Origin of the sequence: Streptomyces sp. G-G2 (genome assembly GCF_030063135.1) — a bacterium.
In the GTDB taxonomy this organism is placed as follows: Bacteria; Actinomycetota; Actinomycetes; order Streptomycetales; family Streptomycetaceae; genus Streptomyces.
Genome location: NZ_JASISO010000032.1, coordinates 45,991 through 66,257, shown reverse-complemented (window position 1 = coordinate 66,257; position 20,267 = coordinate 45,991). Strand labels below are relative to the sequence as shown.

The 20,267-nt window shown below is 73.7% G+C and carries 22 protein-coding genes and 1 pseudogene; 13 read left to right on the top strand and 10 right to left on the bottom strand.

Annotated elements, in window-relative coordinates; genetic code table 11:
• Window positions 1–75: 75 nt before the first annotated feature.
• Complete coding sequence (locus QMF80_RS24295) at window positions 76–651, top strand: TetR/AcrR family transcriptional regulator (RefSeq protein WP_283456682.1); 576 nt, start codon at window positions 76–78, stop codon at window positions 649–651.
• On the opposite strand, the gene QMF80_RS24290 is transcribed toward QMF80_RS24295, so the two are convergent.
• Window positions 648–998: a winged helix-turn-helix transcriptional regulator gene (locus QMF80_RS24290; RefSeq protein ID WP_283456680.1), complete on the bottom strand. Its 351-nt coding sequence runs from the start codon at window positions 996–998 to the stop codon at window positions 648–650. The two genes, QMF80_RS24295 and QMF80_RS24290, sit on opposite strands and share 4 nt — an antisense overlap.
• A gap of 120 nt (window positions 999–1,118) precedes the next feature.
• On the opposite strand from QMF80_RS24290, the gene QMF80_RS24285 reads away from it, so the two are divergent.
• Window positions 1,119–2,030, top strand: a complete 912-nt coding sequence (locus QMF80_RS24285; RefSeq protein WP_283456747.1) for an imine reductase family protein — start codon at window positions 1,119–1,121, stop codon at window positions 2,028–2,030.
• Here the strand turns inward: QMF80_RS24285 and QMF80_RS24280 are convergent.
• The 3 genes from QMF80_RS24280 to QMF80_RS24270 form a co-directional block, all read right to left on the bottom strand.
• Window positions 2,020–2,859, bottom strand: a complete 840-nt coding sequence (locus QMF80_RS24280) for an EI24 domain-containing protein (protein ID WP_283456678.1) — start codon at window positions 2,857–2,859, stop codon at window positions 2,020–2,022. The two genes, QMF80_RS24285 and QMF80_RS24280, sit on opposite strands and share 11 nt — an antisense overlap.
• An 80-nt stretch (window positions 2,860–2,939) precedes the next feature.
• Complete coding sequence (locus QMF80_RS24275) at window positions 2,940–3,362, bottom strand: organic hydroperoxide resistance protein (protein WP_283456676.1); 423 nt, start codon at window positions 3,360–3,362, stop codon at window positions 2,940–2,942.
• Window positions 3,363–3,426: 64 nt separating this feature from the next.
• Window positions 3,427–4,449 carry an NADP-dependent oxidoreductase gene (locus QMF80_RS24270; RefSeq protein WP_283456674.1) on the bottom strand — a complete coding sequence of 341 codons (1,023 nt, stop codon included), beginning with the start codon at window positions 4,447–4,449 and terminating at the stop codon, window positions 3,427–3,429.
• Window positions 4,450–4,541: 92 nt separating this feature from the next.
• On the opposite strand from QMF80_RS24270, the gene QMF80_RS24265 reads away from it, so the two are divergent.
• Window positions 4,542–4,964 carry a MarR family winged helix-turn-helix transcriptional regulator gene (locus QMF80_RS24265; protein ID WP_283456672.1) on the top strand — a complete coding sequence of 141 codons (423 nt, stop codon included), beginning with the start codon at window positions 4,542–4,544 and terminating at the stop codon, window positions 4,962–4,964.
• A gap of 13 nt (window positions 4,965–4,977) precedes the next feature.
• On the opposite strand, the gene QMF80_RS24260 is transcribed toward QMF80_RS24265, so the two are convergent.
• The gene (locus QMF80_RS24260) at window positions 4,978–5,667 is read right to left on the bottom strand and encodes an SCO2400 family protein (protein WP_283456670.1); all 690 of its coding nucleotides are present in this window, start codon (window positions 5,665–5,667) and stop codon (window positions 4,978–4,980) included.
• Window positions 5,668–5,745: 78 nt separating this feature from the next.
• Here QMF80_RS24260 and QMF80_RS24255 point away from each other — a divergent pair, with 78 nt between their 5' ends.
• Window positions 5,746–6,336, top strand: coding sequence for a hypothetical protein (locus QMF80_RS24255; protein ID WP_283456668.1), 591 nt, complete (start codon window positions 5,746–5,748; stop codon window positions 6,334–6,336).
• Here QMF80_RS24255 and QMF80_RS24250 read toward each other — a convergent pair.
• Window positions 6,326–7,024 (bottom strand): esterase/lipase family protein, encoded by a 699-nt coding sequence (locus tag QMF80_RS24250; protein WP_283456666.1) that lies wholly within the window; start codon window positions 7,022–7,024, stop codon window positions 6,326–6,328. The genes QMF80_RS24255 and QMF80_RS24250 overlap by 11 nt on opposite strands.
• Window positions 7,025–7,249: 225 nt before the next feature.
• Here QMF80_RS24250 and QMF80_RS24245 point away from each other — a divergent pair, with 225 nt between their 5' ends.
• Window positions 7,250–8,287 carry a rod shape-determining protein gene (locus tag QMF80_RS24245; protein WP_283456665.1) on the top strand — a complete coding sequence of 346 codons (1,038 nt, stop codon included), beginning with the start codon at window positions 7,250–7,252 and terminating at the stop codon, window positions 8,285–8,287.
• Between the two features lie 5 nt (window positions 8,288–8,292).
• Window positions 8,293–9,927 carry a GAF domain-containing protein gene (locus tag QMF80_RS24240; RefSeq protein WP_283456663.1) on the top strand — a complete coding sequence of 545 codons (1,635 nt, stop codon included), beginning with the start codon at window positions 8,293–8,295 and terminating at the stop codon, window positions 9,925–9,927.
• A 138-nt stretch (window positions 9,928–10,065) separates the two neighbouring features.
• On the opposite strand, the pseudogene QMF80_RS24235 reads toward QMF80_RS24240, so the two are convergent.
• Window positions 10,066–10,266, bottom strand: a pseudogene (locus QMF80_RS24235) (Lrp/AsnC ligand binding domain-containing protein); the annotation flags it as partial.
• Between QMF80_RS24235 and QMF80_RS24230 the strand changes: the two are divergent.
• From QMF80_RS24230 to QMF80_RS24220, 3 genes are all read left to right on the top strand, one after another.
• Window positions 10,198–10,683 carry a LysE family transporter gene (locus tag QMF80_RS24230; protein ID WP_349372236.1) on the top strand — a complete coding sequence of 162 codons (486 nt, stop codon included), beginning with the start codon at window positions 10,198–10,200 and terminating at the stop codon, window positions 10,681–10,683. The pseudogene QMF80_RS24235 and the gene QMF80_RS24230 overlap by 69 nt on opposite strands.
• Window positions 10,684–10,713: 30 nt before the next feature.
• On the top strand, window positions 10,714–12,054 hold the full coding sequence (locus tag QMF80_RS24225) for a carboxyl transferase domain-containing protein (RefSeq protein ID WP_283456659.1): 1,341 nt from the start codon (window positions 10,714–10,716) through the stop codon (window positions 12,052–12,054).
• Between the two features lie 84 nt (window positions 12,055–12,138).
• Window positions 12,139–12,483, top strand: a complete 345-nt coding sequence (locus QMF80_RS24220; RefSeq protein ID WP_283456657.1) for a hypothetical protein — start codon at window positions 12,139–12,141, stop codon at window positions 12,481–12,483.
• Between the two features lie 239 nt (window positions 12,484–12,722).
• Here the strand turns inward: QMF80_RS24220 and QMF80_RS24215 are convergent, their stop codons facing one another.
• Window positions 12,723–13,484 carry a response regulator gene (locus QMF80_RS24215; RefSeq protein WP_283456655.1) on the bottom strand — a complete coding sequence of 254 codons (762 nt, stop codon included), beginning with the start codon at window positions 13,482–13,484 and terminating at the stop codon, window positions 12,723–12,725.
• A complete protein-coding gene (locus QMF80_RS24210; protein ID WP_283456653.1) occupies window positions 13,481–14,701 on the bottom strand; it encodes a sensor histidine kinase in 1,221 nt (406 codons plus the stop codon). The genes QMF80_RS24215 and QMF80_RS24210 overlap by 4 nt, the downstream gene beginning before the upstream one ends.
• Window positions 14,702–14,840: 139 nt before the next feature.
• Here QMF80_RS24210 and QMF80_RS24205 point away from each other — a divergent pair, with 139 nt between their 5' ends.
• The 3 genes from QMF80_RS24205 (at window position 14,841) to QMF80_RS24195 (ending at window position 17,353) form a co-directional block, all read left to right on the top strand.
• Window positions 14,841–15,245 carry a DUF4190 domain-containing protein gene (locus tag QMF80_RS24205; RefSeq protein WP_283456651.1) on the top strand — a complete coding sequence of 135 codons (405 nt, stop codon included), beginning with the start codon at window positions 14,841–14,843 and terminating at the stop codon, window positions 15,243–15,245.
• Between the two features lie 182 nt (window positions 15,246–15,427).
• Window positions 15,428–16,735: an alpha/beta hydrolase gene (locus QMF80_RS24200; protein WP_349372235.1), complete on the top strand. Its 1,308-nt coding sequence runs from the start codon at window positions 15,428–15,430 to the stop codon at window positions 16,733–16,735.
• A gap of 222 nt (window positions 16,736–16,957) precedes the next feature.
• Window positions 16,958–17,353: a cupin domain-containing protein gene (locus tag QMF80_RS24195; RefSeq protein ID WP_283456645.1), complete on the top strand. Its 396-nt coding sequence runs from the start codon at window positions 16,958–16,960 to the stop codon at window positions 17,351–17,353.
• Between the two features lie 16 nt (window positions 17,354–17,369).
• Here the strand turns inward: QMF80_RS24195 and QMF80_RS24190 are convergent, their stop codons facing one another.
• Entirely contained in the window at window positions 17,370–18,593 is a 1,224-nt protein-coding gene (locus tag QMF80_RS24190) for an MFS transporter (RefSeq protein ID WP_283456745.1), read from the bottom strand.
• A gap of 491 nt (window positions 18,594–19,084) precedes the next feature.
• Between QMF80_RS24190 and QMF80_RS24185 the strand changes: the two genes are divergently transcribed.
• Window positions 19,085–20,251 (top strand): carboxylate-amine ligase, encoded by a 1,167-nt coding sequence (locus tag QMF80_RS24185; protein WP_283456643.1) that lies wholly within the window; start codon window positions 19,085–19,087, stop codon window positions 20,249–20,251.
• Window positions 20,252–20,267: the final 16 nt, after the last annotated feature.

The following is a 20,267-nucleotide window of genomic DNA, read 5'->3' as shown; positions in this document are numbered from 1 at the left end:
CGTTATTTCCAGGCGGGCGGCGTGGATGGCGTACGGTCTGCTGGCAGCACGGCGGCGCGGACGAGGGGGGGCCGGATGGCGGTCAGGGCCAGGAGCGAGGAGCGGCGCGGGGACATCCTGCGCGCGGCGGTCGAGGTGATCGCGGAACGCGGCTACCGGGGGGCGACCCTGGGCGCCGTCGCCGAGCGCGTCGGGCTCACCCAGCAGGGCCTGCTGCACTACTTCCCCAGCAAGGAGTCCCTGCTGGTCGCGGTCCTGGAGGAGCGCGACCGCTGGGACACGGGCGGCGGTTCGCGCGGCGCGGCCGGGCCCTGGCGCCTGGACCTGCTGGACTCCCTGGTGGAGTACAACGCGATGCGCCCCGGGATCGTGCAGACCTTCTCGGCGCTGCTCGGCGAGAGCGTCACGGACGGGCATCCGGCCCGGGAGTTCTTCACCGAGCGCTACGCGCAGGTCCGCGCGGAGATGACGGCGGTACTGCGCGCCGAGTTCGGGGAACGCCTGCCGTCGGGGCTGACCCCCGAGCAGGCGGCCCCGCTGCTGACCGCGGTGCTGGACGGCCTCCAGTACCAGTGGCTGCTCGCCCCGGAAGCGGTGGACATGCCCGCCGCGTTCCGCTCCTTCCTGGTCCTGCTGCGGGGCACGGCCTAAGCGGCGCCGGGGCCGGCGGCGCCGGGGACGAGGTGCCTGCGGCCCCACGCGCCCAGCGGGGCCAAGGCCTCGTTCAGCTCGGCTCCCAGCGGGGTCAGGGAGTACTCGACGCGGGGCGGCACCTCGTCGTACGCCGCGCGGTGCACGATGCCGTCGGCCTCCAGTTCGCGCAGCTGCGCGGAGAGCACCTTCTCGGTGACCCCGGGGATCGTGCGGCGCAAGGCGCCGAACCGGTGGGGCGCCTCGCCCAGCGCCCACAGGATGAGCACCTTCCACTTGCCGCCGATGATGTCCATCGCCGCGTCGATCCCGCAGTGACTCGACCCCGGCCTGCCCGTCGTCGCCATCCCCGCCCCCTCCCCGTCCGCTGTGCACCCACCCGGAGGTAACCACCCACTCCGAAGTGCGTACTTGATCACCTTCCGGCCTGGCCCAAGGCTAAGGGCATGACAACGACGCACACCGCGATGCCCGCCCGGACCCCTGACCCGACCCCTGGCCCGACCCCCGCCCCGGCCCCCGTCACCCTGCTCGGCACCGGAGTCATGGGCACCGCCCTGGCCCGTGCCTGGCTCGCCGCCGGACACCCCCTGACCGTGTGGAACCGCACCCCCGCCCGTACCGCGGCGCTGGCCGCCGAGGGCGCGGCCGTCGCCGCGAGCGTCGCCGACGCGGTGGCCGCGGGTGGGCCGGTGGTCCTGTGCCTGTTGGACGACGCCTCGGTCGGCGAGGCTCTCGACGGGGTCGACCTGACCGGCCGGGACCTGGTCGACCTGACCACCGGGACCCCGGCCGAGGCGCGGGCGCGGGGCGCCGGGGCGGCGGCCCGCGGGGCCCGGTTCCTGGACGGCGGGATCATGGCCGTACCGCCGATGATCGGCATCCCCGAGGCGGGCGGCTACGTCTTCTACAGCGGCTCGCGGGAGCTGTACGAGGCCCACCGCGCGGCCCTGGAGGTCCCGGCCGGGGCCCGGTTCGTCGGCTCGGACGCCGGTCACGCGGCCCTGCACGACGTGGCGCTGCTGAGCGCGATGTACGGGCTGTTCGCCGGGATCTCCCACGCCTACGCGCTGATCCGGGGCGAGGGGATCGCGCCCTCCTCGCTGGCGTCGCCGCTGTCGGAGTGGCTGGGTGCGATGGGCCACTTCGCGGGCGGCGCCGCCGAGCGGCTGGAGTCGGGCGACTTCACCTCGGGGGTGGTCTCCAGCCTGGCCATGCAGGTCGCGGGCGCCCCGACACTGCTGCGCACGGCCGAGGAGCAGGGGGTCAGCGCGGAGCTGATCGCCCCCTACCTGGAGCTCATGCGGCGCAGGCTGGCGCAGGATCCGGCCCACGGGGCCGAGGACACGGCGGGCGCGATCGGCCTGCTCAGCCTGTAGGCCGTCCGTAGCCCGCGGGCGGCGGTCCGAAGCCCTCGGCCCGGGCCGGCTCCACCGCGCCGGCGTCCGCACCGGCGTCGGCGCCCGCATCCGGGTCGGCCGTCAGGTCGCGGACCATCAGGGTGGCTCCCGCCACCGCGCCGGGCATCAGGAACACCGCGACGAGCGGTACCAGGAAGGACAGGACCAGCGGTACGCCGAAGCCGAGCGCCAGCATCCGGCGCGAGCGCAGGAGCGCGAGCTGTCCGGGGAGTTCCACCCGGCGGCGCATGAGGGCGACGCCGGTGAGTTCCTGGGTGAGGAAGTAGCCGGAGACGCAGAACCCGATGGCGGGGACGACGGTCTGGCCGATCACCGGGACGAAGCCGAGGGCGAAGAGCAGGACGCCGTAGAGCAGCACCCGCCCGAGCAGCCGCACGCTGTCGCGGGCCGAGATCCACAGCTCCCGCCACAGCGTGAGCCCGGACCGGGGCACCTCGCCGCCCTCGCCGCGGTCGACCTCCTCGGAGAGGGACTCGTAGAACGGCTGGCCGATCAGCAGGGTCACGGCGGTGAAGGTGATCACCGCGAGGAACAGGCCGAGGCCGAAGAGCAGCACGGTCAGGAAACCGCGCAAAAGCGCGAGCCAGGGCGAACCCCAGCCGTCGGCGAAGGGGGTCAGCCAGGCGACGAGGTCGTCGGCGCCGAAGCCGAGGCCGATCAGGGCGGCGGCGTACAGGACCAGGGACACCAGCCCGGGCAGCAGTCCTATGCCGAGCCAGCGGCCGTGGCCCAGCACCCAGCGCTGGCCCGCCAGCAGATAGCGGAATCCCCCCGCGAGATCACTCATCGGGCCAGCTTACGGCGGAGGCCGCACCCCCTCGGCGGGGGTGCGGCCTTCGCTGCGCGGGTGCGCGTGAGCGTGCGGGATCAGACCGCCAGTTCGACGGTGATGTTGCCGCGGGTCGCCTTGGAGTACGGGCAGACCTGGTGGGCCTTCTCGATGAGGTCCTTGGCGGTGGCGGCGTCCACGTTCGGGATGGAGGCCGAGATCTTGACGATGATGCCGAAGCCGTCGTCGTTCTTGCCGATGCCGACCTCGGCGGTCACGGTGGAGCCGGAGATGTCGGCCTTCTCGGTGCGGGCGACGACGCCGAGCGCACCCTGGAAGCAGGCGCTGTAACCGGCGGCGAACAGGGCCTCCGGGTTGGTGCCGGCGCCGCTGCCGCCCATCTCCTTCGGCGGGTTCACGACGACGTCGAGCTGACCGTCGTGGGTGGCGACGCGGCCGTCACGGCCGTTCTCGGCGGTGGCGACGGCGGTGTAGACGACGTCGGACTGCTGGATCGACATGTAAAGAATCCTCCTGGTGGTTCGCCGCGACTCGCGCCCACGATCGCGACGGTCTGGGGTGAGCCTAACCGGTGAAGGAAACGATCATCTTTCCGGTGTTGTCGCCGCGCAGCAGGCCGAGGAAGGCGTCGGCGGCGTTCTCCACGCCCTCGACGACCGTCTCGTCGTACGTCAGCTCACCGGACCGCAGCCATCCGGCCACGTCCTGGACGAACTGCTGCTGGAGCCCGGCGTGGTCGCCGACGAGGATGCCCTGCAGACGCAGGCGCTTGCCGATGACGAGCGCGAGGTTGCGCGGGCCGGGGGTCGGCTCGGTGGCGTTGTACTGCGCGATCGCACCGCACAGGGTGGCCCGGCCGTGCACCTTGAGGGAGCTGATGGCGGCCTCCAGGTGGTCACCGCCGACGTTGTCGAAGTAGACGTCGATGCCCTCGGGGGCGGCGGCCTTCAGCTGCTCGGCGACCGGGCCGTCCTTGTAGTTGAAGGCGGCGTCGAAGCCGTACTTCTCGGTGAGCGTGGTGACCTTCTCCGCCGAACCGGCCGAGCCGATGACCCGGGACGCGCCCTTGATCTTCGCGAACTGACCGACGAGGCTGCCGACCGCGCCCGCCGCGCCGGAGACGAAGACGGAGTCGCCCTCCTTGAAGGAGGCGACCTTGAAGAGGCCCGCGTAGGCGGTCATGCCCGGCATGCCGAGCACGCCCAGGTAGGCGGAGAGCGGGGCGAGCGAGGCGTCCACCTTGGTGGCGTGCTTCGCGTCGAACTCCGCGTACTCGCGCCAGCCCAGCCCGTGCAGGACGTGGTCGCCGACCTCGAAGCCCTCGGCGGCGGAGGCGACGACCTCGCCGACCGCACCGCCGTCCATCGGGGCGTCGAGCTGGAACGGCGGGATGTACGACTTCACGTCGTTCATCCGGCCGCGCATGTACGGGTCGACCGACATGTGCAGGTTGCGGACGAGGATCCGGCCGGGCGCGGGATCGGCCGACACCGGCACCTCGCGCAGCGCGAAGTCGGTCGCGACGGGCCAGCCCTGCGGACGGGCGACCAGGTGCCACTCGCGGCTTACGGCAGGAATCTCAGACATGGAGCGCTCCCGGGAGAGAAATTACTTAATGACCTGAAACAACCATGCTCCTGGATATTTCATGTTGTCAAGTAAATGGGTACGCTGGTTCCATGCCCAGTCGTCGTACGGACCCCCTGACCCTTGAGGTCGTCGAGCTCATCGGCACCGTCGTGGCCCGCTACCACGAGGAGTACGAGCACGCGGCCGCCACCCACCAGCTGACCGGCGCCCAGGCCCGGGTGCTCGGGCTGCTCTCGCTGGAGCCGATGCCGATGCGCCGGATCGCGCAGAAGCTCAAGTGCGAGCCCTCGAACGTGACCGGCATAGTCGATCGGCTGGAGAGCCGGGGCCTGGTCGAACGCCGCCCCGACCCGGCCGACCGGCGCGTCAAGCTGGCCGCCGCCACCGAGGACGGGCTCCGGACGGGCGACCGGCTGCGCGAGTCGCTCGACTTCGCGCGGGAGCCGCTGGCCGGACTCTCCACGGCCGAGCGGGCGGTCCTGCGGGACCTGCTGAAACGAATGCTGGGCTGACCCTCCGGCCGGCTCAGCACCACCACCAGGGCCAGCACTCGTCCGCCCCCGAGGGGGACGGCGAGGGCTTCGGCTTCGGGGTCTTCGACGGCTCCGACGAGGCCGACTGGCTCGCCGCGGGCTGCTCCGACGCGGTCGGGCGTACGGTCCGACCCGGCGCGGAGGTGGCGGACGGCCGGGCCGAGGCCGAAGCGCTCGCCGACGCGGAGGGACTCGCGGACCGGGACGCACTGGCCGACGGGCTCGCCGAGGCGGACGCGCTGGGTTTCGCCGAGACCTGCCCGGACGTCTGGAGCGGAGCTTCGGCGGACGGGTCCCTGGTCGAGAGCGGCTGCTCCGAGCCCGCGCCGTCCTTGAGCATCACGTTGGACGACCGGCTGCCCTGCCCCTCGTTGACGATCCGGGCCAGGACGAAGGTGCCCCCGACCGCCAGCAGCACCCCGAGCCCCATCGTCAGCGCGGTCCGGCGGCGCCGCCGGTGCACGGCACGGCGGCGCGCCCCGGGGCGGCGGCTCCCCCGCGGGCCCTCGCCCGGGGCGCCGGACGGCGGGGCGAGCCCGTCGGCGTAGGGCGCGCCCGGGTACGGGGCGGCGGGCGCGGCGCCGCTCGCGGGCGCGGTGGTCAGGTATTCGGCCGGAGTTCCGCACCCGGCGCACGCCAGCGCGCCGTTCAGGTGCCTCCGACAGGCGTGGCAGTAGTCCATGGGGCCCGCACGCTACGTGGTCTCCCGCAACATCCGTATCGCGGAGGTGTAAGGATCCTGTGTGCAATTCTGAGGCGCATGGCCGCCGCCCCCGCCTCCCGCCCGACCTCCCGCTTCGGCCCGGAGGCCTTCCAGTTGGTGCTGCTGCGCCGGATGTCCGATTTCCAGCCCGACCTCGCCGACCAGGCCCGCATCCGGCTCGGGGCCTCCCTCGCGGAGCAGCGGGAGGCGAACAGACGATGGCAGGCGATGGTCCGCTCGCCCCGGACGCGCGGGGCCCTGGCCCGCTACCGCTCGGTGCTCGGGCCGGCCGAGTCGGTGGCCCGGCGCGAGATCGGGGACCTGGAGTGCGAGGCCCTGCTATGGCCCGTACCGCTCTGGCCGGACCTGCGCTTCGAGGTGCTGGCCGCGCCGGACGGGGCGGTGTGGAACGAGTGGCTGGTGCGGGCGCCGGGGGCGAGCGGGCCCGTACTGGAGACCCTGGACGATCTTCGGCCGTGGTCGGCCACGGTGGACGAGGTGGCGCGGGCCTTCGCGCCCGCCCGCCCGATGGAGGGCACCGCGCCCACCCGGTGGCGGCTGGCCTTCACCGGGCGGGACACGGACGGGACGGCGCGGCCGTGCGTGGCGGAGTTCACCTACGGGCTGCTCCAGCGCCTCACGTGGTGAGGAAGGCGCGGACCCCGGCCGAGACCCCGTCGTCGCCGAGGAAGTCGTTGTGCTTGAGGCATCCGGCGTAGGTGTTGAGGGCGCCGGTCAGGGCCACACTGCTGTCGGGGTTGACGACCTCGTCGCAGGAGGACCAGAAGGTGGCGTACTTCACCGCGCCGGGCGTCTCGTCGCCCGCCGCGAGCCCCTTCTGCACGTAGGAGCCGGGGCTCATGTCCCGACAGGCCTGGTCCCAGATGACACAGCCCCAGCTGATGTACGTGCCGTGGTTGGGGCCGGCGAGCGAGATCCAGTGGTCCACGACCGGGGCGCCGCCGCCGTACTTCACGTACCAGCGCGTGACGAGCGAGCCGAAGGAGTGGGCGACGACGTCGACCCGGGCGGCGCCGGTCTGACGGCGGACCTGGTCGACGTACTCCGCGAACCGGCCGGAGAGCACCTCATTGACCGACTGGTGGGTGTCGTAGCCCCACGAGAAGAGGTCCGAGTCGGCGTACCCGGCACCGCGCAGGTCCTCACGCAAGGCGCCCCATACGCCGGGGTCGGCGTTGTAGCCGTGGACGAAGATCACCGGATTGCGCGGTAACGCCTGGTCAGCGACCTGATTGGCGGCCTGGGCCGGGAGCGGCGCCAAAAGTGCCAGGCAGAGCGTCAGGAGAGCCAGGAATTTCTGGCGGGCCGTCAGCATCGGGTCCCCCTTACCTTGTTACGCACGGGTAGCTCGGGCACTGGGGGCATCGTGTCGCCTGTCGGTACAGAAAACCACCCCCGTGCAGCACCCCTCGACCCCGCTTGGACGCACCCCGACCGGAGCAGCACAACGGGCGATATGTCCGAATTACCACAGAAGATACTGATTGGGATCGGTATTCCGCCGGTCTTCTCTCATCAGTGCCTCTCGGGAGGACCTGCCGTGACCGTCAGTCTTGAGCAGTTGCGCCGCTGCCACGTCGCCGTCGACCTGGGGGCTGCCAGGACCCGCGTCTACGTCAAGGGCGCGGGCCTGGTCGTCGACGAGCCCAGCGTCGCCGCCGTGAACACCCGGACCGGCGCCCTCATCGCCGTCGGAACCTTCGCCGAACGGATGACCGGCCGCACACCCGACTACATCCGCGTGGTCCGCCCGGTCTCCGGCGGCACCGTCGTCGACATCGAGATGGCCCAGCGGATGCTGCGTCACCTCCTCGGCGAGAAGCTGCGGCGCGCCCTGCGCCGCAAGCCCCGGCTGCGGGCCGCCGCCTGCACCCCGCACGACGCCGATCCGCTGGCCCAGCGGGCGACCGTGGAGACGCTGGTCGGCCTCGGCGCCCGGCGCGTCGAGCTGGTGGACACCCTCATCGCGGCGGCCGTCGGCTGCGGCCTGCCCGTGGAGCAGCCGACCGCGACGATGATCATGGTGTGCGGGGCCGCGGCCACGCAGGTCGCGGTGCTCTCCCTCGGCTCGATCGTCACCGCCCAGCGCATCCCGGTCGGCGGCGAGGCCATCGATCACGCGATCGTCCAGCACTTGCGCCACGCCCACGAGCTGATGCTGCCCAGCCAGGCCGTCCGGCCGCTCCAGCTGGCCCTGCACGGCAACGGCATCACCGACGAGGGGCCCGCCTCCACCCTGATCCACGGCCGGGACGTGGCCACCGGACTGGCCCGTTCCGTACAGGTGGACACAGCGGCGGTGCGCAACGCCATCCACACGCCGCTGACCGCCGTACTGGACGGGATCGGCAAGGTGCTGCGGGACTGCCCGCCGGACCTGGTCGCCGACCTGACCGACCGGGGGATCATGATGGTGGGCGGCAGCGCCCTGCTGCCCGGGCTGGACCAGATGCTGCGGGACGCCACCGGAATGCCCGTGCAGATCGCGGAACGGCCGGACGTGTGCGCCGTACTCGGACTCGGCGCGATGCTCGAAGGGAAGATCACCCCCATGGTTCTGAACCCCTTGGCCGAATGACCCGGATGACCGGAGGAGAGCGGGAGCCGACGGAGCCCGGCGACCGGCCGGAGCCGACGGGGCCGGTCGAGGCTCGGCAGACGGGGCCGACGGGGCCGGTCGAGGTGGTGGAGCCGAGGCTTCCGGTGCTGCTGGAGGCAGTGCTCAGCGTCGGTTCCGACCTGGAGCTGCACAGCACCCTCCAGCACATCGTCGACTCGGCGGCCGAACTGTGCGAGGCCCGCTACGCGGCGCTCGGGGTCGTCGACCCCGAGCACGCGCGGCTCACCGAGCTGTTCACCGCCGGAATGACGGAGGCCGAGCGGAACGCGATCCCCCGGCTGCCCGACGGCCGCTCCGGCCTGCTCGGCACGCTCATCAGCGATCCGCGTCCCCTGCTGGTGGAGGACCTCACCCAGGACCCGCGTTCGGTCGGCTTCCCGCCCGGTCACCCGCCGATGCGCGGGTTCCTCGGCGTACCCATCCGGGTGCACACCGAGGTCTTCGGCAACCTCTACCTCACCGAGAAGCGCGTCGGCTCCTTCACGGAGGACGACCTCGCGCTGGTCCGGGTCCTGGCCTCGCAGGCGGGGATAGCGATCGGCAACGCCCGGCTGTACGAGACGGCCCGCCGCCGGGAACGCTGGATCGAGGGCGCCGCCGCCGTCACCACCACCCTCCTCGCGGGCCGGCCCGCCGCCGACGCGCTGATGTGCGTGGCCGAACGGGCCCGGCTGCTCGCCGACGCGGCGGCCGGTGTGGTGCTCCAGCCCACCGCCGCGGGCGGGATGGAGATCGTGGCCGCCTCCACGCACGGGGATCCCGGGGACCTCCTCGGCACCGCGATCCAGCCCGGTTCGGCCGTCCTGGAACAGTTGCTGGGCGGCGAGCCCGTCTTCATAGACGACTCGGCGACCGACCCCCGGATGACCACGCACGTACGGGTGCGGTTCGGGCCGAGCATGATGCTCCCGCTGCAGAGCGGCGGCCAGCTGATCGGCACCCTGGCGCTGCCGCGGGAGCGGGGCGGCAAACCGTACGACGCCGTGGACCGGCTGCTCGCCTCGCAGTTCGCCTCGCAGGCCGCGCTGGCGCTCGTACTGGCGGACGCGCAGTACGACCGCGAGCAGCTGGCCGTCTACGAGGACCGCGACCGGATCGCCCGGGACCTGCACGATCTGGTGGTCCAGCGGCTGTTCGCGACGGAGATGATGCTGGAGAGCACCCGGCGCCGGTCCTCCACCGCGCCGTCCGGGGACACCGTCGGCGAGGAGCTGGCCCGGGCCGTGGACGAGCTGGACTCCACCATCCAGGAGGTCCGGACCGCCATCTTCGCCCTCCAGCAGCCGCCCACCGACGCGCCGACCACCTTCCGCGGCCGGGTCCTGCGGGAGACCGGGGGCGCGGCGGTCCTCTTCGGCTTCCAGCCGTCCGTGCACTTCTCGGGGGCGGTCGACGCGCTGCTCGTGGACCCGGTGGCGGGCGCCCTGCTGGCCGCCCTGCGCGGGGCGCTGGCCGCGGCGCACCGGCGCAGCGAGGTCACCTCGATCGCGGTCGAGGTGGACGCGGAACCGGGCCGGGTCCACCTGATGGTGGCGGACGACGGCCGCACGGAGGCGGGCACGCGCGGCACCCGGGTGGAATGGCGGTCGGCGCTGTAGCGGCGACGCAGAGGGCACTGGGGCGTGGGTGAGAAGTCCCGCCCGGCCCGCGAGGCGTGGCCCCGCGACGCCCGGCCCGCGACGTCCGGCGTCGCGGGCCCGCCCTTCGGGCGCCCGACGCTCCTTCTCCCACCCGCCCTAACCCGGGCGGGAAGCGGCCCGGAGCGCGATCCGGTGGCTGGACTGGGCGACCCCGGCGTCGCCCTTGAGCCTGCGCAGCAGGGTGTCGAGGGCGGCCGGATCGGCGGCCCGGGCCCGTACGAGGTAGTCGTGGGCGCCGGTCACGTGCACCACCTCGGTGATCCCGGGCAGTCCGCTCACCCGCCGCTCGAACTCCTCCACCGGGCGGCCCCCGGCCGGGACGGCGGTGGCGGGGCGGCGGGCGGGGCGGCGGGCGGGACCCCCGGTTCCGGGACGGAGCGGACCGGGGCACGGGCCGAAGGGCACCGCCCGGCCGCCTTCCGCGCACGCCACGCCTTCGCCCGCTATGTCGCCCTCACCGGCGTCAACCCCACCACCGCCCTCTACTTCGCCGCCCTCATCACCGCCCAGGGCTCCCGCCTCGCCACCGTCCCCGCGGCGGCCGCCTTCGCCGGGGGCGTGCTGCTCGCCTCCCTCCTCTGGCAGCAACTGCTGGCCGCCGTCGGCTCCTTCGCCGGGAGCCGGATCCCGGACTCCGCCCGGACGTGGACCTTCCGCCTCGGCCACGGCCTGATCGCCGTCTACGCCGTGAGGATCGCCCTGCCCCTCCCCTGACCCGGCCGGACCACCCAGTACGCTGGCGCCGTGACGACCCGCCTCTCGGCCCGCGCCGCCATCGCCTCCGTCGCCGATCCCGGCAGTTTCGCCGAACTCCCGGCCCCCGCCAGGGAGTCCCGCCCCGACGGGCCCCTCGGCTGGGACGGGTACGGCGACTCCCGGGCCCGCGCGGCCGCCCGCACCGGCGAGCGCGAGTCCGTCGTCATCGGCACGGCCCGCGTCGGGGGCCGCGAAACCGCCCTGATCTCCTTCGAGTTCGGCTTCCTCGGCGGTTCCCTCGGGGAGCACACCGGCGACCGCCTCGAAGCCGCGTACACCCATGCCCGCACCCACCGCCTCCCCCTCGTCTCCCTGATCGCCACCGGCGGCTCCCGGATGCAGGAGGGCATGCTGGCACTGACCCAACTCCAGCGCGTGGCGCGCCAGTCCGTCCTCACCCGGGCCGCCGGTCTGCCGCAGATCGCGGTGCTGCGCGACCCCACCACCGGGGGCGGCTGGGCCACGCTCGGCGCGGGCGCGGACATCGTGCTGGCGCTGCCGGGTGCGCAGGTCGGGTTCGCCGGGTCCCGGGTGCGTCCGGCCGACGCGGATCCGGCGGCCTACACCGCGGAGGGCCAGTACGCCGCCGGGCACGTGGACGCCGTCGTCCCGCCCGCCGAACTCGCAGCGACCGTCGGCGACTGGCTGCGCCTGCTGGGGTCGGCGCACGCCGGGCCCGCCGAGCCCCCGGCCGCGCTGGCCGACGTACCGCCTCCGGCGAGCGGGTGGCAGGCCGTGCACCAGGCCCGGCATCCGGACCGGCCCCGCGCCCCGGCCTATCTGGACGCGTACTTCGAGCTGCGCCTGCCCGTCTCCGGCGACCGCGCGGGCGGGGTCGACCCCGGGATGCTGTGCGGGTTCGGGCTGCGCGCGGGCCGGACCGTCGCGTACGCCGCCCAGTGCGGCACCGCCACCCGCCCGGCCGGGTACCGTACGGCCGCCCGCCTGGTCCGGCTCGCGGACCGGCTCGGGGTACCGGTGCTGACCCTGATCGACACCCCGGGCGCGGCCAATGACGCGGCGGCCGAGCACGCCGGGGCGGGCGCGGCGATCGCGGACTGCTTCGCGGCGCTGGCGTCGGCCACGGTCGCGCTGACCACCCTGCTGATCGGCGAGGGCGGCTCGGGCGGCGCGCTGGCACTGGCCGCGCCCGGCAACACCTGGGTCACCCCGGACAGTTACTTCTCCGTCATCGCTCCGGAGCTGGCCGCCGCCATCCTCAAGCGCCCAGCGGACCGGGCCCCGGCCACCGCCGACCAACTCCGCCTGCGCCCCCAGGACCTGGTGGACCTGGGGGTGGCGCGCGGCATCGTCACCCGCGGGGCGTGACGGCAGCGGTCCGCGGCCGCGGACCGCACGGCTTCCGGTAGGTACCGCCGGGAACCACCTGGCGGCGCTGACCCGGGAGTCCCCTTGTCACGCACCGCGCACCACCGCGCCCGCTCCCTCGGGACCTGGCCGCTCACCGCCACCGCCACCGTCGACGACCTGCGCTTCAGCGCCCGGCTGTGCGCCGAGGCGCGGCGAGCGGGCCACCGGGTCCGGCCGGAGGCCGTCCGCCGCCGGGCCGTGGTCCGCCGCCTGCCGCGGCTGCTGCGCGACCCCTCGGTCGGCCGCTGGGCCGCGCAGGAGGAGCGGCGCGCCCGCGCCCGGCTGCGCACGGCCGTCCGCGCCGCGGTGCGCGACGCCGGGCCGGGCGCCCCGGACCCGGACGTGCTTCCGGCCCGCCACCGCCGGGGCGCCCTCCAGCTCGCCTGACCCGCGGAGCGGGACCGCTCAGCGCCGGCTGCGCGCGGGCAGGCGCACGTCCGTCGTGCAGAGCCGGGTGATCTGCTGCGGCAGCTCGTTGTCGTCGCTCACCAGCAGCGGCCGCACCCGGCCGGGCCCGTCGTGGCCGGTGACGGCCGTGCCCTCGGTGGTGTCGACGAGCGGATGGTTCTGCGGCGGCTTCGAGGGCGCGCCCGGCGTCGGGCTCCGGAGCTGTGGCCCGCGGGCTGTCAGTCGGTGAGGCCGGGGACCACCAGGCCGGATTCGTAGGCGATGACCACCGCGTGCGTCCTGTTCTGTGCGCCGAGCTTGGTCAGCACGTTTCCCACGTGGGTCTTCACCGTCTCCAGGCTCACCGTGAGCGCCCTCGCGATCTCCGGGTTGGACAGGCCCGTGGCCATGCTCCGCAGCACTTCTTCCTCCCGGTCCGTCAGCGCCGCTTTCGGTAGCGCCTCGGCGGAGTCCAGGGGGCGGGCGGTAACCATGCGGCGCAGTGCTGAGGGGAAGAGGATCGCCTCCCCCGACGCCACCACCCGTACCGTCTCCGCGATCTGGCGGACCGGGAGCCGCTTGAGCACGAACCCGGCGGCGCCCGCGCTGAGTGCCGCGGTGACGTAGTCGTCGTTCTCGAAGGTGGTGATCACCACGACCTTCGGCCGTGCGGTGGCCGGGTCGGCGAGGAGTTGCCGGGTGGCCTCGATGCCGTTGCAGCGCGGCATCCGTACGTCCATCAGGACCACGTCCGGGCGCAGTCGCCGCGCCTGTTCGACCGCGTCGACCCCGTCGGCGGCCTCTCCGACCACCGTGATCCCCGGCTGAACCCCGAGGAGCGTCCGCAGACCGCTGCGGGTCACTTCGTCGTCGTCCGCGATCAGGAGGGTGACGGGGCTGTCAGCGGGATCGGCGGTCGGGTGGGCGGTGGCCGCAGGAGCGGTGGCCGCGCTCGCGCCGGGGGCGGTCATGCCGATGCCGGCCTTACCGATGCCACTCATACCGCCGCCGATGCGGGTACCGGCAGGCGGACCGCCAGGCGCCAGTGCCGCGTCCCCCGCGGGCCCGCCTCGATCTCGCCGTGCAGCAGCCGCACGCGTTCGGCGAGACCGGGCATGCCGTGCCCGGACGTCGGGAAGGTGCCCGGGCCCGCGCTCGTCGGCGGTCCGGTCCTGTTGACCACGCCCAGCTCAAGGCTGTCCGGGGTGGCCGCCACCCGGAGCTCGATCGGACCGCCCGCCCCGTGCCGCAGCGCGTTCGTCAGGCCCTCCTGCAGGATCCGGTACGCCGCCCGGGAGAGCGTCCCCTGCACCTGCGCCCAGTCGCCCGACAGCTCCGGCTCCACCGTCGCGCCCGCGTGCCGCAGCCGGTCGATCAGCTCGGGCAGGTCGGCCAGGGTGCGGGTCGGTGCCGTCCCCGCCCGCTGATCGCGCAGCACACCCAGGACGTAGTCCAGGTCCTCCAGCGCGGCCCGGGACGACTCCTCGATGCTGCGCAGGGCGGCCCGCGCCGCCGCCGGGTCGGCGGCGAGCACCTCGCTCGCCACCGCCGCCTGGATCGTGGTCGCCGTCAGTGTGTGACCGATCGAGTCGTGCAACTCGTGGGCCAGCCGGTTGCGTTCGGCCAGCGCCCGTTCCCGCTCGGCCGCCAGCGCGAGCCGCTCGGCCGACGAAGGCCCCAGCAGCCTCGGCGCCAGTCGGCGCAGGGCTCCCGTCACGACCACGCACCCCACCGCGGCCAGCAGCAGGAAGCACAGCCCCAGCGTCCAGCTCTGCCAGCCGCCGTCCGCCCGCAGTGACCAGCCGAACAGACTCAGCTCCGCCTCACCGCCGAACGGAAGGGTCACCCCCATGAGCAGCAGCACCCCACTGGTCAGTGCCCCCGCCCACCCCAGCGTCACGTGCAGCAGCAGCCACAGCGGAGTCCGCCAGCGGTCGCCGCCCGACGCCGCGGGGTCCGGCAACGGCACCCCCAGCAGCCTGCGGGCGAACGCGATCAGCGCCCGCCGCGTGGTGCGGGCCAGACCGACCGTACCGATCAGCGCCGCCCAGACCAGGAGGGTCAGAACGGCCTTCATGCCATAGGGAGCGGATGGCCACACCAGCGTCGACAGCATGGCGAAAGGCAGCAGCGGAATGCTCGCCAGAGCACCGCAATAGGCGAAGAACATTCCCGCGTACGTGGAGCCGCGCAGCAGCGGCCGTATTCCCCAGATCATGATCCGACCAGTATGACCGGCCGGCCTGCCGGGGCCCTCCCCCGATCGGGGGAGGAAATCCTCCCGCCTTCCCGCGATGTGCGCTCACGTCTCCCGAAACGAGAATCAGCCCCCTGAGCACTCGACCGGAGGATGGCTGATGAACACGCAAGGGACCCAGATGCCGCCGTACCACACGGCACCGGCCCGGACCGGTGGGACGGTCCCGCACCGCCCCCACCCGCAGGGCCCCAAGAACCGGCTGGCCGGAGCCGCCATGGTGCTGGGCGTCACCGGCCTGGGCACCTCGGTCTTCTTCTTCGGCGGCCTGCTCGGCCTCGTCGGCCTGGTCCTTGGCATCAGCGCCCTGGTGAGAAGCGGTCCGACCCGGAGCGGCCGGGGCAAGGCCATCACCGGCGTGGTGACGTCAGCCGTCGCGATCGTGGTGGCCGTCCTGGTCGCCTTCTTCATGGTCTGGTACGCGAACGAGACGCAGAAGTGCTACCAGCCCGACAGTTTCCAGCAGTACGAGCAGTGCGTCCGCCAGCAGCTCACGGGGAACTGATCCTGATGCGGAATCCACGCACAGCGTCTGTCCTGGCTTTCGGCGCCGCGGCGGTTCTTCTTTCGGTGTCGATTCCCGAACCGGCCTTCAGCGCGTCCGAGCCGACCGCAGCGCAGCACAAGCTCCGATGGCAGCGGTGCGACGCGGGCAGCCCCGCCTCCTTTCAGTGCGCGACTGTCCAAGTGCCCCTGGACTACGGCGATTCCGGCGGCAGGACGATCGGCATCGCGATATCCCGGATCAAGGCGGGCAGCGCGAAGGAGCGGCGCGGAGTGCTGCTGCTCAACCCCGGCGGACCCGGCGGACCGGGCCTGGACATGCCCGTGGACCCGGCACTGCACCTCTCGCGGACGGTGCGGAGGCAGTACGACCTCATCGGGTTCGACCCCAGGGGCGTCGGGCACAGCTCTCCCGTCAGCTGCGGGCTGACCGACGACGACCGGGACACCGAACGCCCGTACAGGGCCGGGACCTTCGCGAGGGATGTGGAGCGGGCCCGTACCGTGGCCGCCAAGTGCCAGGCCGCGGCGGGCGGCACACTGCGCCACCTCACCACCCGCAACACCGCGCGCGACATGGACGCGATCCGCGCCGCACTGGGCGAGCAGAAGATCTCGTACCTGGGGATGTCCTACGGCACCTATCTCGGAGCCGTCTACACGCAGCTGTTCCCCCGGCGGACCGACCGGTTCGTGCTGGACAGCGCCGCCGACCCCGCGGGCTACGGGCGCGGCATGTTCACCGCGCAGGCCGAGAGGGCCGAACTCGCCTTCACACGGTGGACCCAGTGGACGGCCCGGCGGCACGCGGCGTACGGCCTGGGCCGCACACCGGCCGCGGTCCGCACGACCTTCTGGGACCTCGTCACCAGGGCCGACCGCACCCCCATCGAGGACGGCGGGGCGCTGTTGAGCGGTGACGGCATCCGCGCTCAGCGCGCCGTGTTCGCGCGCATCGAGAAGGCCGCCGCCTGGGTCGCCGGACTGAAGGAGACGGCCGACGGCAAGAAGCCCGGGACCTCCGGGCAGGCAACGGGCCCCGTCCCTCCGGCGTCCGCCCGCGACGTTCCCCCGGACAACGATGACGCGAGCGCCTGGGCCGTGCTGTGCGCCGACACCCGGGCGTCATGGCCGAGCGATCCGCAGCAGTACCGCCACGACGCGATCCGCGACCGGACCCGGTATCCGCTGTCCGGCGATTTCGACGCCAACATCAAGCCGTGTGCCTTCTGGAAGCCGGGCAGCGAGCCCAGAACGGCGGTGGACAACAACGTCCCCGCGCTCATCGTGCAGAACGAGTGGGACCCCCTGACGCCCCTGGCCGGAGGCCGGGCCATGCACCGGGCACTGCACGGCTCCCGGATGGTCACCGTCGCCGGCGGGGAGGGGCACATCGTCAACGGCAGCAATTCCTGCGCGGACACGAGTGCCATGGCCTACCTGGCCACGGGCAGGCTCCCCGGCAAGGACCTGACCTGCCGGGCCGACTGAACCTCGTGGGCGGGTTCCCCGAGTTCGGCGTCCCGGCCGCCGCGGCGGTGGCCCGGTCGGCGCCCCGGCGAGCGCGAGGGCGGTCACCGCGGCGGTGACGAGCGTACGGAGGCGCCGGACCGGCGTCAGCCGGACGGGACGGCCCGTGGGCACGCGCCCCGCGAGCTCCGCGCGTCAAGAACGTACAAGACCGCCGGCGCACGGCCGGGGCACCCTTCCCCCATGACGACGACAGACCGCAGTACCCAGCGCCAGAAGGTGGACATCGCGGCTTCCCTGGCCGGTTTCGACGAGCACTGGGCGCCCCGGCGGCTCGCCCGGGTCAACGACTACGACGTCCGGGCGGCGAAGTTGCTCGGCTCTTTCGTCTGGCACACGCACGAGGAGACGGACGAGCTGTTCCTCGTGGTGAGCGGCACCCTCACGATCCGCCTGCGGGACTCCCGCGGAGAGGACGCGGTGACGCTCGGCCCGGGCGAGCTGTACGTCGTACCGCGCGGGACCGAGCACTGCCCGGTGGCCGAGGAGGAGGTCTCCATCCTGCTGTTCGAACCGACCGCCACCGTCAACACCGGCGACGCGGGCGGTGACCGCACCCGGGACCCGGTCGAGGCGTGACCGCCGCGCTCCCGCCTCAGGCCTGCGGCGAGCGGGCGTCGTAGCGGGCGAAGCCGCGCCAGCGCAGGCCCAGGAGCGCGAGGACGAGTACGCACGCGATCCCGCCGCCCGTGATGGCGACCCCCGGTGAGGTGAACTGGGCGACGCTGCCCGCCAGGAAGTCACCGAGCCGGGGGCCGCCCGCGACGACCACGATGAAGACGCCCTGGAGGCGGCCTCGCATGTCGTCGGGGGTGGCGGCCTGGAGCATCGTCGTACGGAACACCATCGAGATGGTGTCGGCCCAGCCCGCGAGGCCCAGGAAGAGCAGGCCCAGCCAGAGGTTGCGGGTCAGCCCGAAGACGGCGACGGCCAGCCCCCAGGCGGCGACGGAGATCAAGATGGCCAGCCCGTGCCGCCGGATCCGCCCCTGCCAGCCGGAGAAGAGGCCGCCCAGCAGGGACCCGACGGCGGGCGCGGCGACGAGCAGGCCGACGGTCTTGGCGTCGCCGGCGTACCAGGCGATCGCGATGGCCGGGAAGAGCGCCTTGGGCTGGGCCAGCACCATCGCGCACATGTCGGAGAAGAAGGTCATCCGGATGTTGGGGCGGGTGCCGAGGAAGCGCAGCCCGTCCACGACGGAGGCCCGCCCCGTGCTGCCGTCGGTGCGCTCGGGACGCATCGCGGGCAGCCGCCACATCGCGTAGAGCGCGGCGGAGAAGGCGACGGAGTCGATCAGGTACGCCGCCTGGTAGCCCCACCAGCCGACGATCAGGCCGCCGAGCATCGGGCCCGCGGTGAAGCCGAAGGTGGTGGTCAGCGAGCTCAGGGCGTTGGCGGCGGGCAGCTGTTCCGGCGGCAGCAGCTTGGGGATCATGGCCGAGCGGGCGGGTGAGGTGAGCGCCCCGCAGACCGCTTGGAGCGAGACGACGAGGTAAAGGAACCAGACCCGGTGGTAGCCGGCCAGCGCGGCGGTGGCCAGCGCCACCGACAGGACGGCGGCGCCGCAGGAGCTGTAGAGGCCGAGCTTGCGCCGGTCGAGGGTGTCGGCGATGGCGCCGCCGTAGAGGCCGAAGACGACGAGCGGGACGAGGGAGAAGAGCCCGACGAGGCCGACGGCGAGGCTGGAGCGGGTGATGTCGTAGACCTGGAGCGAGATCGCGAGGGCGGTCATCGCCTGCCCCATCCAGGAGATGGTGCTCCCGGCCCACAGCCGCCGGTAGTCGGGGGAGGTCCGCAAGGGGGTGAGGTCGGCGAATATGCGCCGCCTCGCGCCGCCGCCGGAGCCGCCGTCGTCGGAGGGGCCGGCGTCGGAGGGGCCGTCGTCGCCGGAGACCTGCGGGGGGCCGCCGGAACGGCCGTCGGGACTGCCGGGGGCCGCGTCGTCGGACTGGGTCCGTGGGGTCGCACGAGTCACATCGGATGCTAACCGCCCACGCCCCGCGCCCTCGACCGAATTGATGGCCACCACATCGAAGCGAGGCCACCCCGCGGCCGCGCGGCGCTCCCCGGCCGCCGGGGACCGTTGCCGTCCCGCCCTCTCCGGCCCGCCGGGGACCGTCGCCGTCCCGTCCTCCCCGGCCGCCGGGTTCACCTCCCGCCCCCTGCGCACCACAGGACTCCGGGCCCCCGCGCGAGGGCCGGTCCGGCCGCTAACTCGCCACTATCACCGGACATTTGACCGAATCGACGTGCGCTCACCCCTACGCGTTCAGCTCATGATGAAACGACTCGAATGTCCAGGGAGGCGTAGTGATCGAACCTGGCAAGAGCACCACGAGCAACACCGTCCGGAGTCCTGAGGTCCCCGGCCGCTCCGGGACGACTCCCCTCACCCTCGGAGTCGAGGAGGAGTTCCTCCTCGTCGACGCCCGCACCTTCCGGCTGGCCCCGGCCGCCGAGCAGGTCCTCGCCACCGCTGCCGGCGACCCGCACCACATCCACGCCGAGGGCACCCGCTACCAGGTGGAGATCTCCAGCCCGGTCGCCGACACCGCCCACGGTCTGCGCGAGGACCTCGCCGCCCTGCGGCGCACCCTCGCCAAGGCCGCCCGCGCCCACGGCTGCCGCCTGCTGGCCAGCCCCTCGCCCGTCGTGCCCGTACCGGGACCGCTGCACCTGAGCGACGACGAGCCGCGCCAGCGCGAGATGGCCCGCCGCTTCGGCTCGCTCACCGAGACCCTGGTCACCTGCGGGCGTCACATCCATGTCGGCACCCTCGACATGGACACCGCCGTGGCGGTGGCCAACCGGGTCCGGCCCTGGCTGCCCACGATGATCGCGCTGGCCGCCAACTCGCCGTTCTGGGGCGGCCGCGACACCGGCCACGCCAGCTGGCGCGCGATGGCCTGGTCCACCTGGCCGTCGGCCGGGCTGCCGCCGCACTTCACCTCCACCGCCCACTACCAGCGCTCGGTGCAGGCCCTGCTCGGCTCCGGGGCGGCCCTCGACACCAAGATGGTCTACTGGGACCTCCGCCCGTCCGACCACTGGCCCACCCTTGAGATCCGGGCCCCCGACATGTCCCCGGACATCGACACGGCCGTGCTCCAGGCCGAACTGGTCCGCGCCCTGGTCGCCACCGCCCTGCGCGAGATCGCCGAACACCGTCCCGACCCGGTCGTACGGGAGGACGTACTGCGCCTCGCGCGCTGGCGGGCGGCCCACGACGGGCTGGAGGGCTTCGGCCTGGACCCGTACTCGGGCGCGGAGGTTCCGGCGGCGGACCTGGCGGAGGCGCTGTTCGACCTGGTCGCCCCCGAACTGGCGGCGGCGGGCGACCTCGACCACGCGGCCAAGACGCTGGCCGCCCTCCTGCGCGACGGCTCGGGCGCGGTCCGCCGCCGCGCGGTCTACGCCCGCCGCCAGAACCTGGACGACGTACTGCGCGACCTGGCCGACGAGACGGAGACTTTCTGACGCCCCTTCGGCACGG

Bases quoted from the DNA above. Each gene is read 5' to 3' on its own strand.
- QMF80_RS24210 (WP_283456653.1), bottom strand. From the start codon at position 14,701: ATGATCTGGGGAATACGGCCGCTGCTGCGCGGCTCCACGTACGCGGGA.
- QMF80_RS24260 (WP_283456670.1), bottom strand. From the start codon at position 5,667: ATGGACTACTGCCACGCCTGTCGGAGGCACCTGAACGGCGCGCTGGCG.
- QMF80_RS24265 (WP_283456672.1), top strand. From the start codon at position 4,542: ATGCCCAGTCGTCGTACGGACCCCCTGACCCTTGAGGTCGTCGAGCTC.
- QMF80_RS24205 (WP_283456651.1), top strand. From the start codon at position 14,841: ATGAACACGCAAGGGACCCAGATGCCGCCGTACCACACGGCACCGGCC.
- QMF80_RS24285 (WP_283456747.1), top strand. From the start codon at position 1,119: ATGCCCGCCCGGACCCCTGACCCGACCCCTGGCCCGACCCCCGCCCCG.
- QMF80_RS24270 (WP_283456674.1), bottom strand. From the start codon at position 4,449: ATGTCTGAGATTCCTGCCGTAAGCCGCGAGTGGCACCTGGTCGCCCGT.
- QMF80_RS24280 (WP_283456678.1), bottom strand. From the start codon at position 2,859: ATGAGTGATCTCGCGGGGGGATTCCGCTATCTGCTGGCGGGCCAGCGC.
- QMF80_RS24275 (WP_283456676.1), bottom strand. From the start codon at position 3,362: ATGTCGATCCAGCAGTCCGACGTCGTCTACACCGCCGTCGCCACCGCC.
- QMF80_RS24215 (WP_283456655.1), bottom strand. From the start codon at position 13,484: ATGAGTGGCATCGGTAAGGCCGGCATCGGCATGACCGCCCCCGGCGCG.
- QMF80_RS24290 (WP_283456680.1), bottom strand. From the start codon at position 998: ATGGCGACGACGGGCAGGCCGGGGTCGAGTCACTGCGGGATCGACGCG.
- QMF80_RS24295 (WP_283456682.1), top strand. From the start codon at position 76: ATGGCGGTCAGGGCCAGGAGCGAGGAGCGGCGCGGGGACATCCTGCGC.
- QMF80_RS24195 (WP_283456645.1), top strand. From the start codon at position 16,958: ATGACGACGACAGACCGCAGTACCCAGCGCCAGAAGGTGGACATCGCG.
- QMF80_RS24240 (WP_283456663.1), top strand. From the start codon at position 8,293: ATGACCGGAGGAGAGCGGGAGCCGACGGAGCCCGGCGACCGGCCGGAG.
- QMF80_RS24255 (WP_283456668.1), top strand. From the start codon at position 5,746: ATGGCCGCCGCCCCCGCCTCCCGCCCGACCTCCCGCTTCGGCCCGGAG.
- QMF80_RS24250 (WP_283456666.1), bottom strand. From the start codon at position 7,024: ATGCTGACGGCCCGCCAGAAATTCCTGGCTCTCCTGACGCTCTGCCTG.